Genomic DNA, 14,285 nt, shown 5'->3' with positions numbered 1-14,285 from the left:
ACATGCCACGAGGCGCCGCCCGCGAGCCCGGCCGGTGGTCCGGCCCGAGCTCCGGCGGCGCCTCGCGCCTTCGGATCACCTACGGTCAGCCGTGGCGGCCGCTTCGACGGACCGTCAGCAGCACACCGAGCAGGACCAGGACTCCCGCCAGCGCGCCCAGCGGACCGGACGGGGTGTCACTTCCGGTGTCCGGCAGCTTCCCCGTCGGGCTCGCGGTCGGGGTCGTCGGCCGGGTCGGCGACGGCGTCGGGTCCACGGTGGGCGACGGCGAGGGGGTCGGGGTCGGGTCCGGCGTGGGAGTCGGGTCCGGCGTGGGAGTCGGCGGCACCGGCCGGATCAGGCCCATGTCCAACTGGAGGAACTCCGCGCCGCCGGCCAGCGACACCGCCGGGGCCAGCCCGGTCTTCGGGTCGGCGTCCGAGTCCTTCGTCGGGTCGCCCGCCCGGGGGATCGTCACAGTCCAACCGGCCGGCACGGTCGAGAGGTCGAACCGCACGCCGTAGCGGCCGTCCTTCAGCGTCCCGAACAGGTACTTGCCACCGGCGTCCGTCACCGTGCTGATCGGCTTCCCGTTCGCGTCCAGGATGTTCTTCCCGGTCTCGTCCACCAGGTACACGGTCACGCCCGGCACGCCCGGCTCACCCGGGTCCTGCAGGCCGTTCTTGTCGAGGTCCTCCCAGACGAAGTCGCCGAGGGAGTTCGGCAGCGGCTTCACCAGACCCATGTCCAGGTCCAAGTGGTCAGTCCCACCCGGCAGTTGGACAGTGCGGGTCAGGCCGGTGGTCGGGTCCGCGTCGGAGTCCTTCGTCGGGTCGCCCACTCCGCGCAGGGTGACCTTCCACTCGGCCGGGATGGTCGTCAGGTCGAACCGCACGCCGTAGGTCCCGTTCGGGAGCTTCGCGAACAGGTACTTCCCGCTCGCATCCGTCACCGCACTGAACGGCTTCCCGTTCGCGTCCAGGACACTCTGGCCGGCACCGTCCAGCAGGTACACCGTCACACCGGCCACCCCGGGCTCACCCGGGTCCTGCACGCCGTTGCGGTTGCTGTCGTCCCAGACGAAGTCGCCCAGCGAGTTGGGCTGCGGGGGCTTGACCAGACCCATGTCGAGGTCCATGTGGTCCGTCCCGCCCGTGAGGGCGACGGTCTGGGTCAGCCCGGTCGCCGGGTCGGCGTCCGAGTCCTTCGCCGCGTCGCCCGCCGCCCGGGTGGTCACCGACCAGCCGACCGGGATGGTCGTCAGGTCGAACTGCACGCCGTAGGTGCCGTTCGGCAGCTTGGCGAACAGGTACTTGCCGGCGGCGTCGGTCACCGTGGTGACGGGCTTGCCGCCCTTGTCCCGGACGACCCGGCCCTGGCCGTCCATCAGGGTGACCTTCACACCCGGCACGCCGGGCTCGCCCGCGTCCTGCAGGCCGTTCTTGTTCGCGTCGTCCCAGACGAAGTCGCCCAGCGAGTTCGGCGGGGTCGGCGGCCACTGCACGCCGATGCCGACCTTGGCCGGCTCGGCGGGCAGCAGCGGCTTGCCGTCGTTGCTGGTCGCCGTGTAGGCGAAGCTGTTCCAGGCGAACCCGGCGTCCGGAGCGTCCACCGAGGCCACCATCGACCAGGTCAGCGTGAAGCTCGCACCGGGGGCGAGGGCCCCCGGTCGACGGATCCGGAACCAGGTGGCCGCACCCGGGCCGGGGAACGAAGTGGTCCAGCTCGCACCGGAGTTGCAGGGCGCGTCCGCCGGGGTGGTCGGCAAGGTCGCCGGCCGGCAGGGGTTGGGGTCGGTGGTGTACTCGATCACCACGGTCGGGTCGCTGCTCGCCAGCGGCACGGTGAGCGAGGGGGTCCAGGAGGAGCCGCGCCCGGTGTTCGGGTTGAGCACGTAGCCGTCGCCCGGGGTGGGCAGGCGGTCGTAGGCGAGGAACTCGGTCACGGGCTCGGGCGAGTCGTTGCGCACCGTCATCCGGTACGAGATGTCGCCGCCGGGCGAGGTGGTCCCGGAGGAGCCGTAGTCGGCGTCCTTGTCGCCCTTGACCTCCTTGTACGCCCGCAGGACTGCGGGCACGTCGATCTGCACGTTCGAGCTCGCCCGGCAGAGCTTCTCGGTGGTGTCGCCGTTGCCGTTCAGGTCCTTGGCGTCGGGCACCGAGCTGTCGGTGCCGTAGTAGACGCAGGTGACCGGCGGTGACGGGGCGTCAACCGTGACGAAGACCTCGTTGGTCACCGTGCCCGGCTTCGCGCTGCCTGCCACCTGGGCGTCGAAGAGCACCCGGTAGGCGCGGTCCTCGTGCAGGTAGGTCTGGTCCGGGACCGGCGGGTTCCAGACCATCTTGATCAGCTGTCGGCCGTCCTTGCCGGGCAGCACGCTGACCGAGTCCGGCGCCTTGCTCTGGTTCCAGCCCGGGTCCGGGCGGACGCTGCCCTCGGTGAAGACCATGCCCGGAGGCAGCAGGTCGAAGAGCACCAAGGGCTTGTCGAGCGCCCGGCCGGTCCGGTTGAACGGGACCACCTGGAAGGTGGCGTGGCCACCGGGCGACGTCACCCCGCCGTCCACGGTGGTCTTGGCGGCGCCCAGGTTGGTGCCCGCCTTCACGGTGGTGTCGGCGCAGGCGTTGGCGGTTCCCTTCACGCCCGAGGCGTCGGTGCCGACCACGTCGACGCAGTTGTGCAGCGGGGTCGGCGCGGTGGCGCCGTTGTGGCCGGTGTACATCACCTGGGAGAGGAACTGGACGGCGTTGCCCGGGCTCCAGCCGGCCGGGATCGGGCCGTTCCAGCTGAACCGCAGACCGTCCAGCCAGCGCCCGGTCGGGATGCCCAACACGTCGTTGGCCGGGTCACCCGCACCGTCGGCGAAGGTCACCCGCCGGGCGGCCGCACCGTTGAAGGCCGGTCCGTTGAAGGTCTGCCAGGCGGGGTCGCCGTTGAGCTTGTACTCCAACGTCAGGACGATGGAGGTCGGGTTCCACGGGTTGAGCTGGATGCTCTGCGGCACCAGCCAGTTGAAGAGGTCGGCCGGGTTGCTCCCCGAGCCCGGGTCGGTCATCACCAGGCTGGTGACGGGGCCGGCGTTGTTGCTCGGGAACAGGCTCATCGAGTTGAGGTCACCGGAGGTGACGGTGGCGCCCCAGACCTTCGACGCCCCGACCACCACGCCGGTGACCGGCGGCTGGAAGACGGGCGTGGTCGCCTCGGCGGTGGAGAGGTCCTGCTCCGGGTCCGGGCCCAGCGGGTCGCCCTTGAGGGTGACGGTGTTCTTGGTGGTGGTGCCGTTGGGGAAGGAGGCCTCGGGGTACTGCACCACCAGCGCGCCGGGGTAGCGGCAGCCCGCCTGGTGGTTGCCCGCCCGGAACTCGCCGTTGTCGTACTCCCAGGTGTTGCTGCCCGCCGGCTTCTCCGTCCACCCGGGCGAGCGGGCCAGGTCCACCACGGCGCCGGGCGGCAGGGTGTCGACCAGCCGGCTGGTGTCCAGGTCGACGTTGGGCACCCCGTCCTTGGAGCAGGCCCCGAACTGGTAGGTGACGGTCCGTCCGTCCTGGCTGCTCGACTGGACGCCCTTGCTGACGTCGTACTTGGGTTGCACGACCGCCGTGGTGGTGGCCTCACCCTTCTGCGGCTGCTCGCCGTCGGCCGTGAAGGTCGCGGTGTTGGTCGCCTTCTGGCCGTTGGCCGTGGTGAAGTTGGGGTACTTGAGCACCACCTTCACCGTCGCCGTCGTTCCCGGTGCCAGCGGGCTGACCAGCTTGATCCTGGCCTCGCCCCCCACCGTCCCGGCCGGCGGCACGGTCGACCCGGCGATGTCGACCGTCGAGGCGTCCGGGGTCCACCCGACGAACTCCATCCCGGGCGGGAGGGCGTCGACGATCTCCCCGTTGACGCACTCGCTCGTGGAGCAGGTGTACGAGAGCGTGTAGGTGACCTGCTCCCCCGGGGCGGGAGCGGTCTTGTCGACCGTCTTGCTGAAGGTGATCGCCGCGTGCGCAGGGGTGGCGACGATCGCGCCGCTCAGCAGCGTGCCGCACAGCATGCTGAGGGCCGTCGCCAGCCGCGTTGTCCGGGCCAGGCCCCGGGGGATGGTTCTCCGCATGCTCTCAGTTGATCCCGCGTCAGGGCCGGAACAGGCCGACGACGGGTCCGACCTGATCGTCTTTCATCCGATGGGATCAGTACGGCTACGGCGCGACGCACCACCCGCGCGCCCCTGACCAGGCGACCGCGTTCGCGATTCGAAGGCGCTTTGCGCCAGAAGCGGGTTCCAATGGTGCTCACCATCGCCCCATTGGAACCCATACGAGCAGAAGACGTCCGGTAGCGACTTCAAGACGCATCCTGTGCAGCTCACTCCTCCGGTGCACGACGAGCGCCGCTTGTGGTGGGAGACCGCGCCGTGGCACAAATGTGACCGACCCGATCCGCCCGGCAGGAAGGGGCTGACCCATGGACCCCAGCCCCGCTCCAGCACGCAGGTCCTCTCCCGAACCGCCGCACTCGTGGAGCCATTGATCCGCTCACAGGCCAACGGCCTTCCTGCGGCGGTGGCTGTCGAACTCGGCCGCAGCGCCAGCCTGATCCACGAAGACGTCACCGACCATGCCCCACTGCGCCGCGCCCGTCCAGCACCCTGCTCCGTCAAGGGCCTGCCGGCGGCCATGCTGGCCGGGGACCCGCTGTTCTCGGCCGCCGTCCAGACCCTCAACGCCGGTCGCCGCGAGGAGTGGGCCCAGCCCGCACTGCTGGCGACGGTCCAGCAGGCGTGTTCACGCCGCCCTCCAACGCGACGGCGAGCTGTGCAGCCGACGCCGTGTCGCACGTCTGACGCGCCGGGCCGAGCGCCTGCGGACCGAACTGGTCGCCGACACCCTGCGCACCGCCTGCCGAGAACTACACCGCCCTTCCGGCCAAGCGTGTCCAATCCGATCGCTTTCACCAGTGCACGATCAACGAATTTAGTTGTTCAACAAAGGAGTTCACCAGGTCGGCGGCGATAGGCAGTCGCTGGCGGGCGTCTCCGAGCTCCGCCCCGACGTCTTCCACCGCCTCCATCCGGTGCACGGTCGTGATGGTGCGTCAGGGCGTCGCTGTGGCCATGCGGGGCACTCTTGATGTCGCCGACGTGGACCGGACAGACGTGCTGCGAACGACCGCCATGCACCTCCGTCCAGCCGTCGGCCCTGTCCCGGCGACCCTTGACCACCTGTACGCCGACGCGATGCTCCCGGCGGTGACGGAAGACCTGAACGGACGCCCTGCTGGCCCCCGCCAGGCGTCCCTGGGTGCTCGCACACCGTGCCCCTCATCCTCCGTCGACCGCCCGCCCGTCTTCTCCTCTGCGGCGGTCCTGCGGCGGTCTTCGGCGGGGCCCGTTTCCTACGGCCCGGCCAGGCTCGCGGCGGCCGCCTATGCCCGCAACTCCCGTAACCCGACAGGACGGTGGTACCTGTGGTATGCCTTGGACACCGACGCGACTCGGCTGGCTCCCTGGCGGAGCTGGCCCTGCGGGTCCACGACCCGTGCATGCAGACGGGCCCCGTTGCGGCACGCGAGCGCCGCGACCACCCTCGGGATGAGCTGGACGTATTGTGGGCCCGACGGCGGTCGGCGGAGTCGTTCCTCGCGGACCACGTCGAACGGGTCAGCCGAACGGCCCGCACTCCGGCACAGCCGGTGACGGAGCGGTCCGGCCCGGTCTACGATCCGCAGCGAGCGCTCCGGGCACTGGCGGAGGACCCCGGCAGGCACGGTGCGCGGTTCGATCGCGCCTCCCGGGAGTGCGCCGAGATGTTCACCCGGGCCGAGGCGGTCCTGGCCGCCGTCATGGACATCCGCCGGGCCGCGCGCGTCGGCGGTCCCCGAGACCCCGCCGCTCCGCTCGCGCGCGTGCCGTTGCGGACGGGCGACGACGAGGCCGGGGCCATCCTCGCCCGGGCCCAGGGCGGCGCGAACGGCGGCCGCTGCACGAAGTCGAAGTTCGCGTACTGCACAGCAAGGCCCTGGCAGTCGGTCATGGAGGACTTCGGACTACGGGGTTTCGCCGGCCACCCGACGGTCGGTGCCGGCAGTTGGTGGATGGGGCTGCTGTCCGGCGAGTACGACGACTGGCGGCAGGACTACCTTGCCCTCCTCGACTACAACTTCTACCTCGAGTACAACGTCGACACCGCGCTCGCGGGACCTCCCGGGCGCTTCGTCCAGGACGTGCTCGCCCTGTGGGACCTGCCGGACGCGGCTGCTGAGCTGCTGGTACGGCGGGAGCACACGATGTGCTCACTGGCGTACTTCGACGCCAAACGCCGCCACGAGGCGGCGCTCAGCGAGGTGACCACCGACGGGCTGTCGACCTGGGTACACCGGGACCGCGACCTGTGGCGCGACTACACGGCGGCGGACAGCGGCATCTTCGGGCATTACCTCTCCTTCGCCCAGGGCCCGGCCGGTCGGGACGACATGATGCTCACCCGGCTGGTCAACGACTGGGTCGACCTCGGCCCGGACCTGCGCTACGACGAGTGCAACCAGGGAGTCCTCGCGCTGACCCGGGGTTCGGTGGCCCTGCCCGACCTGCTGGCCGCCCACGAGCGGACCGTCTGGATGCTCAACGCCCAGTGGACGCCCGAGGGGCGGATCCGGCCGGACCGATACGCGGGCTGCGTGCTCACCGCAGGCACCTGCATGTGGCAACTGGTGAACCACCGCCAGGACGTCTGGCGCTACTACGCCCTCGCTGCGCACCTGGCCGACCGCATCGACAGCGGCCGGCTCGCCCGGGCCGGCCAGGTCGCCGACTGCTACACCCCCGACCTGTACCCGACCACCCCCGCAAACCCGACGCGGCTGCGCGTCCCCCGCAGGCCCCTGCCCTACCGCGTCACGGTCGAAGGACGGGAGTTCACCGGGACCGTCGACCTGCACACCGCCGTCTGCGACGCCGTCGACAGCGGCATCCTGCCGATGGGGCTGGTGGACAACGGCATCGTGGTGCCGGGGCTGCTGCGCGAGCGGCGCATCTCAGCCCCGGCCTTCCTGGCGCACATGGACCGCACCTACTGCGACCACCTCGCCTGGGTGGTCCGTTCCGGCCACACCAACGGCTTCAGCCGCGCCTACGGCACCGCCGTCGCGGCCCTGGTGATGGAGCAGTGGTGGCGCGGCACCTACCTCGCCGTCGGCGTCGGAAGCCTCATCGACGCCCAACCCGCGACCGTGGCCGGCGACCGGCCGCACCGGCGGACACACCCCTCACCGACGGGAGAAACCCGATGACGTCCGATGACGCCGAGGTAATCGTGGTGGGCGCGGGCATCGCCGGCGTGGCCGCCGCCGTCCAGCTCCGATCCGCTGGCCACCGGGTCACCGTCCTGGAGCGCGGTGAGCGAGTCGGCGGTCGCATGCACACGATCGAGCGTGACGGGTACGCCTTGGACGTCGGCGCCGGCTGGCTCGCGGACAACTACACAGCGATGCGCGGCCTCATCCGATCGGCCGGGCTGACCGCACACGTCATCAGGACCTCCGATCTGTTCGGCGTGATCCGCGGCGGGAAGGTCCACCACTTCAACGGCCACCGGGCTGCCCGGGACCTCCTGCGCACCGACCTGATCCCCCACCGCGCGAAGCCGAGCGCCCTGCGGCTGCTGCGCGACCTGCACTCGGTCCGGTCCGCCTTCGGCCACGGCGACCTCGCCGCACTGGCCCCGCTCGACACGGGCACGGTGACCGAGTACGGTCGGCGCCACCTCAACCGCGAGCTGTTCGACTACTTCGTCGACCCCCTGGTCTCGGCCTGGTACTTCCACCACCCCGACCGGCTCTCCGCCGCCACCGTCTTCCCTCCGCTCCAGTCCGCCCTGGGCAGCGACACCTTCAACATGGACCGCCGGATCGACGACCTGCCCCGGCTGCTCGCCGAACGCCTCGACGTCGTCCTGGGCGCCGAGGTGCACGCGGTGGCGCGTACTCGCAAGGGCTTGGAGGTGGCCTGGGAGACCTCCGGGGGCGAGCGCCGCACCCGCAGCGTTGCCGGTGTCGTCCTCGCCGTCCCGGCTGCCGCGGTGCCGGCGATCCACCCCGATCTGCCCGAAGAGCAGCGGCGCTACCTGGACGGGGTCCGCCACGAGCCCGCCGTCAGCGTCTTCTTCGGGCTGACACGGCCGCCTGCGGAACGGGCGACGTTCGTGATGGTGCCCACGAGGGAGAACCCGGACCTCGCCGCCATCGTGGTCAACCACCGCCTCGCCCCCAACCGCGCGCCCGAGGGCGCCGGCATCGTCTCCGCGCTCTACCGGCGCGACTGGATCCACCGCCACCGCACACTCGCGGACGACGTCGTCGCTGCGAAGGCACTCTCCGACATCGAATCGGTGGCCCCCGCCATGGCCGCACACATCCGCCGCCACCAGGCCGTGTGCCACGTCCAACGGTGGGACACGGCCCTGATCGCGCCGCGCCCGGGCGATTTCCACCGGCTGAGGGACTTCACCCGCGCCATCGACCCGAGCTCGCCCGTCCAACTCGCCGGCGACTACTTCGCGGTCTCCGACACCAACTCCAGCCTCCTCAGCGGACAACGGGCCGCGCACCGCCTCGACCAAGCCCTGCGCCGACACAAGACCTGACCGGCCGCTGGTCCGGCACCCGGCAACTCCACCCGGCACGGAGGCCGTCGTGGCTCTGCCCATGCCCGTCCCCCCGCCCTCCCACGAGCTCGACCTCCCCTCTCTGCGCGTCGCCGTGGAGGAGACCCTGACCGCCTTCCTGGCCGAGAAGGCGCGCACGATCACCGAAGGCGGGCGGCTGCCCGACCTGGTACGGCCGCTCCAGGACTTCCTGACGGCCGGGGGAAAGCGGTTGCGCCCCTTGCTGGCGATGCTCGGCTGGCACGCCGCGGGCGCTCCGGGCGGCCCCGCGGCCGCACTCCACCTCGCTGCGTCCCTCGAGCTCTTCCACGCCTTCTGCCTCATCCACGACGACGTGATGGACCACTCCGCAACGCGCCGCAACCGGCCCACCGTCCAAGCCCTTCACTCATCCCAGCACCCGCCCGGCACACCGGCCGCCGACCGGTTCGGCGAAGGAGCGACGATCCTCGTCGGAGACCTGGCCATGTTCTGGTCACAGGAGCTGCTGCACGCGATGCGCACCGAGCTCACCCTCGGCCAGTACCTCGACCTGACCCACGGCGGAAGTACCGACCCCAGCATCGACACCGCGATGACCATCGTCCGCTACAAGACCGCCAAGTACACCGTCGAGCGGCCACTCCAACTCGGCGCCGCCCTCGCCGGAGCCGACCACGCCCTCCTGCGCTCCCTCTCGGACTTCGCGATCCCCCTCGGTGAGGCCTTCCAGCTCCGGGACGACCTCCTCGGCGCCTTCGGCGACCCTGCGGTGACCGGAAAGCCTGTCATCGACGACCTCAGGGAGGGCAAGGCCACCGTGCTGATCGCCCTCACCCTGCAACGGGCCACGCCAACGCAGGCCACCAGACTCCACCTGCTGCCCGGCCGCCCCGACCTGACGGATGCCCAGGCGGAATCGGCCCGGCGCATCATCGCCGCCACCGGCGCCGACCGCGCCGCGAACGACATGGCACCCGGGGCCGTCAACTTCCTTTTGTACAGCGGGAGTAGGGGCGTGATGCGAGGAGCTCGAGCGCCAAGCCCAGACCTGAACGTGGTGGATGCCCCTGGGCCACAGCTGAACAAGCGTCATCAACCATGCTGCAGGCCCCGGAAAGCAGACGACCGGGGCGGGACCACGGATCTCGTGGTCCCGCCCCGGCCCTAGGGTCAGGTGCTTAGCCCTCCTGGTTCTTGCGCTTGCGGCTGACCGTGAAGGCCGCCCATCCACCGGCGAGCAGCGACATGGCGGTCAGCGCCGTCCAGAACGCGGGGACACCGGTGTCGGGGAGCGGCGGGCGCGGCGGACGCGGCGGCACGCTCGGCGTCGGGCTCGGGCTCGGCGTCACCGACGGGGACGGCGACGGGCTCGGAGACGGGCTCGGAGACGGCGACGGGCTCGGGCTCGGCGTCGGAGACGGCGACGGCGACGGGCTCGGGCTCGGCGTCGGAGACGGCGACGGGCTCGGGCTCGGAGACGGCGACGGGCTCGGCGACGGGCTCGGAGACGGGCTCGGGCTCGGAGACGGCGACGGGCTCGGCGACGGGCTCGGGCTCGGAGACGGCGACGGGGTCGGCTCCGGCGTCGGAGTCGGAGTCGGAGTCGGCGTCGGGGTCGGAGTCGGAGTCGGAGTCGGCTCCGGCGTCGGAGTCGGAGTCGGAGTCGGAGTCGGCTCCGGCGTCGGAGTCGGAGTCGGAGTCGGAGTCGGCTCCGGCGTCGGAGTCGGAGTCGGAGTCGGAGTCGGCTCCGGCGTCGGAGTCGGAGTCGGAGTCGGAGTCGGAGTCGGAGTGGGAGTCGGGCTCGGCTCCGGCGTGGGAGTCGGAGTGGGAGTCGGGCTCGGCTCCGGCGTGGGAGTCGGAGTCGGCGTCGGCTCGTCCGGGACCTCGATCGGGACGTCGTTGGAGATGACCGGGAAGACCAGGTCCCGCGCGTGGAGGCTGAAGTTGTTGGTGTAGATGTCCTTGCCGACGTTGCCCTTCGGCGTCAGCACCAGCGCCAGGTCACGCGACTTGCCCGGGGCGAGCACCCGCGGGTCGCTGACCTTGACGGCCGTGACGGCGGTGTCGTTGGCCGGGCAGCCGGCCTGGCCGAAGTCGGTCCGGGTGCACCACTTGGTGGCGCCGCCGGGCTTGTTGGTGGCGTGGGCCGGGTCGGGGTTGATCGTCCCGTGGGTCGCCGCCGTGAACTCCAGCGTGACCTGCGGGTCGTCCGGCACCGGGGTGAGCGACTTGAAGGCGAGCGTCCCGGAGAACTTGGTCGCCGGTGTCCGCCCGTCGCCGACCCACGGCAGCTCGTCGATGATGTCGACGCCGCGGAGGGCGAGGGTCTGCGGGTTGCTGTAGGTCAGCTTCCACGGCAGGTCGGTGTCCCGGGGGACCTTCGGGGTGTCGGTGCTCTTGACCACCGTGACGCCGGTGCCGGCGACGATGGCCAGCGAGCGCTTGGCGGTCCGCAGGGCCTCGTCGCTGGTGTCGTCCGGGGCCGAGATCTTCACCGTGTTCAGGTACGACCCCTCGGGCGCGTCCGCGTCCGTCGAGACCTTGTAGGTGATCGGCAGCATGACGGCGTTGGCCTGCTGGGCCGGCAGCACCCAGGTGATCGTGGTGCTGCCGTCCGCGTTCTCGACCGCGGACTGCTCGGCGACCGACGCGCTGCCCGCGACGTAGGTGAAGCCCTTCGGCAGGGTGTCGACGATCGTCACGTCCTGCGCGTTGGGCACCGCCGCGTTCGACTTCAGCGACGGGTACAGACCGAAGGTGAAGGTCTGCCCCTTGAGGACCTGACGCTGCTGGTCGGGGGTGTTCGTGGCGTCCGCCCCGGGGTCGACCGTCTTCTTGTCGACCCGTGCGAGCACGGGAGTGATGATCAGGTGATCGGCGAGGTTGCCGCTGGCGTAGTTCTTGTTGGGGTCGATCACGCCGCCCACGGCCGGGGCGTAGGCCGACCGGGTGTCGCGGGTCCAGGTGCCGCTCAGCGGCTTGAACACGCCCGCGTTGCGGACGATCTGACCCTTGCTCAGACCGCTGTCGTTGACCGTCAGGAAGGTGTAGAAGTCACGGCCGGCTCCTGCGGCCAGCGAGGTCTTGAACCGCACCTTGCCCACTGCGGCCACACCGCCCGCGACCTTCTCCGGGCTGTCGAACCACGGCCCGTCCGCATCCTCGCAGGTCTGCCTCAGCTGGGCGCCTGCACCGGTCGGGTCGAGCCGCCGGGCGAGCGCGGTGGCCGGCACGGTGTTCTGGTACGCGGCGTACTCGATGGTGACGGCCGGGGTGCCCGGGACTGCTGCCGCGTACTGCCCGGTCGCGTTCAGCCCGTTGCCCGCCGGGGCCTTGCTGATGTGCTGGTTGCCGTCGCCGAAGACGTCGCAGGCGATGAAGTTGGGGTTGTCCGCGTTGTCGGGGCTGTTGATGAAGATGTGCGAGCGGACCATCGTGCCGGGGGTCACCAGCGCGTTGTTGTCCTTCTTCTTCGGCGCGGTACCGGGCGGGCCGCCGTTGAAGGACTCGTACTCCTTGCCGAAGGTGCCGGTGCCGTTGACACCGATCTGCTGCGAGTTGTCCTCCAGCGGCTCGGAGCCGCCCGTGCCGTAGTTGGTCTGGCCGCTGGTGGAGGTCGGCGAGAAGTCGGTGTAGGTGTCGGTCAGCAGGGCGCTGCCGCCGAACTTCGCCGTGGTGGCGTCGATCTCGGTCTGCGGGATCCAGATCCGCAGGAAACCGGCGCTGATCACCCCCGAGTTCTTGGCCAGGTCGGCCCCGCCCGCGCCCTTCGAGGGGTAGCTGTCCGGGGTGCTGTTGGCACCGGTGATGGTGACCTGGACGTTCTGGCCCGGCGCGCCCTGGACACAGGAGTAGGTGCCGCTGTTCGCCGTGCTGTTGGTGGCGTCGCCCATGCCCGTGCGGCCGTACGGCGCGTTGCTGATGGTGGCGTCGTTGGTGCCGCAGGCCGGGTTCGCCGCGTCCCAGGTGTACAGCCGGGCGCCCGTGGTCGGGTCGCCGTTCAGCAGCTTGCTGAGGTCGTCCGTGAAGGTCATCGGGGAGACCAGGGTCTCCTGCCCGAGCTTGCTGAAGTCGCCCCGGCTCGGGTCGACGGTCCTGGCCTCCACCACGATGGGCATGGTCTGGACCCGGCCCGCTTCGCCGTTCGGCCCCACCGCCGGCCGGTCGGTGTAGGCGTACTTGCCGTCCTTGATCAGGTTGTACTTCGGCAGCGCGCTGACCGTGGTCTCCTGCGACTGGGCCGTGGTGCCCGTCGCGCTGTCGGAGTTGTCGGCCGTCGCGTTGACCGAGATGTTGAGCTTGTCGCCGTTCTTCGCGGTGCCCAGCACCTGGAGGACCAGCGGGACCTGCTGGGTCTGCGCGGTCATGTCGGGCAGCACACAGGTGAGCAGTCCGCCGGCGCTGATGCCCGACCCGGCGCCGGTGCACTTGTCCGGGAGTACCGTCCACTTGGTGTTCGGCGGCGCCTGCACGGTGAACCGCGGCCGCTCGGCCGTCCCGCGCAGGGCCTGGATCTCGACCTGGTAGGAGATCGTGTCATTGGTCCGGACGATGCCGTTGGCCGGATCGCTGTCCAGGCCCGGCCCGTCGGAGAGGGTGAACTCGCCCGATCCGTCCCGGACGACCGCGGCGTTGGCACCGATCGTGACCGGCGCGGCGTAGGCCAGGCCGGCCGCCGTCGAACTCAACAGGACGACGATCGTCGTCCCCATCGCGATCCGACGTGGGGTCAGTGCCCTCCACGTGGCCGCTCTCCACCTCTGCATGCAGGTTCCCTTTCGAGGCATCACTACCCGAAGGTCCGCACCGCGGCGCAGCCCGCCCGGCGCCGTGATCCTCTCTGACAGCACCTGAAAAGGCATCAACCCGGTCATGACGGACCACGTCATGACCAGGGGTAGCGCCTCGGAGGCGATTCGTCCGATCATGATCTGATGCGTCGTGGCAACTCCACCCGCACGGCTCAGCCGACCGCGCTCCCAGCTCTCCTGACGCTCCGTCGGCCGACCGTCCACGACGGGATGTGTGCGAATGCTGCGCCGAGCGGGTTGAACGGTAAGTCCAGGCGGGTGCCACTCGTCCTTCGGCCGGAGGCGCCGAGTTTCTCGGCAGGCCGTTCTCCGTCACCATTTTCGCAATTGTTCGCGCCGGAGCCGGGTGTGACTTCGGGTCAGACCCGGCCTTCGGCTGTGAAAGGAACCGATGTGATGGCGAAGATCGCCATGGGACTAGCGGGTGCAGCGGTAACGGCAGCATTTCTGGGAACGGGCGGTACGGCATTCGCGGCACCGAGGGACGGAATGCCGCCGGGCTGGTGCGCGGTCCACCCCGCCCAGTGCGGGGAGACCCCGAAGCCCCGGCCACCGAAGCCGAGCCCCAGTGCCACGGCCACCGGCCCGGCGCAGGGCGGCCCGGCCCAGGTCGCACCCGTCGGAACCGACGGCCCGGGCGACCCCGCCGACCCGGGTGATCCGGCCGACCCGGCCGACCCGGGTGCCTCGCCCGTCGTGGCGTCCCCCGCGCCGATGACCGTCGACCCGCCCGTCACCCGCCCCGGCGGGACCGTACAGATCAACACCGGCACCGCCTGCCCCGGCACCACCGTCACCTCGCCGGTGCTCCCCGACCCCGTACAGCTCCCGCCGGGCGGCACCGGCGGCCAGCTCACCCTCCCGGTCGGCG

The 14,285-nt window shown here is 71.1% G+C and carries 6 protein-coding genes and 2 pseudogenes; 5 read left to right on the top strand and 3 right to left on the bottom strand.

The window, feature by feature from the left end; genetic code table 11:
• Window positions 1-85 precede the first annotated feature (85 nt).
• Window positions 86-4,075 carry an SdrD B-like domain-containing protein gene (locus ACWCYY_RS31660; protein WP_449797979.1) on the bottom strand — a complete coding sequence of 1,330 codons (3,990 nt, stop codon included), beginning with the start codon at window positions 4,073-4,075 and terminating at the stop codon, window positions 86-88.
• Between the two features lie 244 nt (window positions 4,076-4,319).
• Between ACWCYY_RS31660 and ACWCYY_RS31655 the strand changes: the two are divergent.
• Window positions 4,320-4,724: pseudogene (locus ACWCYY_RS31655) on the top strand (polyprenyl synthetase family protein); the annotation flags it as partial.
• A 187-nt stretch (window positions 4,725-4,911) separates the two neighbouring features.
• Here the strand turns inward: ACWCYY_RS31655 and ACWCYY_RS31650 are convergent.
• On the bottom strand, window positions 4,912-5,040 hold the full coding sequence (locus tag ACWCYY_RS31650; protein ID WP_345290703.1) for a hypothetical protein: 129 nt from the start codon (window positions 5,038-5,040) through the stop codon (window positions 4,912-4,914).
• 726 nt (window positions 5,041-5,766) lie between these two features.
• On the opposite strand from ACWCYY_RS31650, the gene ACWCYY_RS31645 reads away from it, so the two are divergent.
• The 3 genes from ACWCYY_RS31645 to ACWCYY_RS31635 are packed head-to-tail and all read left to right on the top strand — an operon-like array spanning window position 5,767 to window position 9,771.
• A complete protein-coding gene (locus tag ACWCYY_RS31645) occupies window positions 5,767-7,248 on the top strand; it encodes a hypothetical protein (protein WP_380149289.1) in 1,482 nt (493 codons plus the stop codon).
• Window positions 7,245-8,600 (top strand): protoporphyrinogen/coproporphyrinogen oxidase, encoded by a 1,356-nt coding sequence (locus tag ACWCYY_RS31640; protein WP_345290701.1) that lies wholly within the window; start codon window positions 7,245-7,247, stop codon window positions 8,598-8,600. Before ACWCYY_RS31645 ends, ACWCYY_RS31640 begins: the two co-directional genes overlap by 4 nt.
• Before the next feature lie 49 nt (window positions 8,601-8,649).
• Window positions 8,650-9,771 (top strand): polyprenyl synthetase family protein, encoded by a 1,122-nt coding sequence (locus ACWCYY_RS31635; RefSeq protein WP_449797978.1) that lies wholly within the window; start codon window positions 8,650-8,652, stop codon window positions 9,769-9,771.
• A gap of 10 nt (window positions 9,772-9,781) precedes the next feature.
• On the opposite strand, the gene ACWCYY_RS31630 is transcribed toward ACWCYY_RS31635, so the two are convergent.
• A complete protein-coding gene (locus tag ACWCYY_RS31630) occupies window positions 9,782-13,315 on the bottom strand; it encodes a hypothetical protein (RefSeq protein ID WP_449797977.1) in 3,534 nt (1,177 codons plus the stop codon).
• A gap of 588 nt (window positions 13,316-13,903) precedes the next feature.
• Here ACWCYY_RS31630 and ACWCYY_RS31625 point away from each other — a divergent pair.
• A pseudogene (locus ACWCYY_RS31625) lies at window positions 13,904-14,285 on the top strand (hypothetical protein); the annotation flags it as partial.

It is taken from the genome of Kitasatospora sp. NPDC001664 (assembly GCF_053596675.1).
This window is presented reverse-complemented; position numbering and strand designations above follow the sequence as displayed.

Bases quoted from the DNA above. Each gene is read 5' to 3' on its own strand.
- ACWCYY_RS31660 (WP_449797979.1), bottom strand. From the start codon at position 4,075: ATGCGGAGAACCATCCCCCGGGGCCTGGCCCGGACAACGCGGCTGGCG.
- ACWCYY_RS31645 (WP_380149289.1), top strand. From the start codon at position 5,767: ATGTTCACCCGGGCCGAGGCGGTCCTGGCCGCCGTCATGGACATCCGC.
- ACWCYY_RS31640 (WP_345290701.1), top strand. From the start codon at position 7,245: ATGACGTCCGATGACGCCGAGGTAATCGTGGTGGGCGCGGGCATCGCC.
- ACWCYY_RS31630 (WP_449797977.1), bottom strand. From the start codon at position 13,315: ATGGGGACGACGATCGTCGTCCTGTTGAGTTCGACGGCGGCCGGCCTG.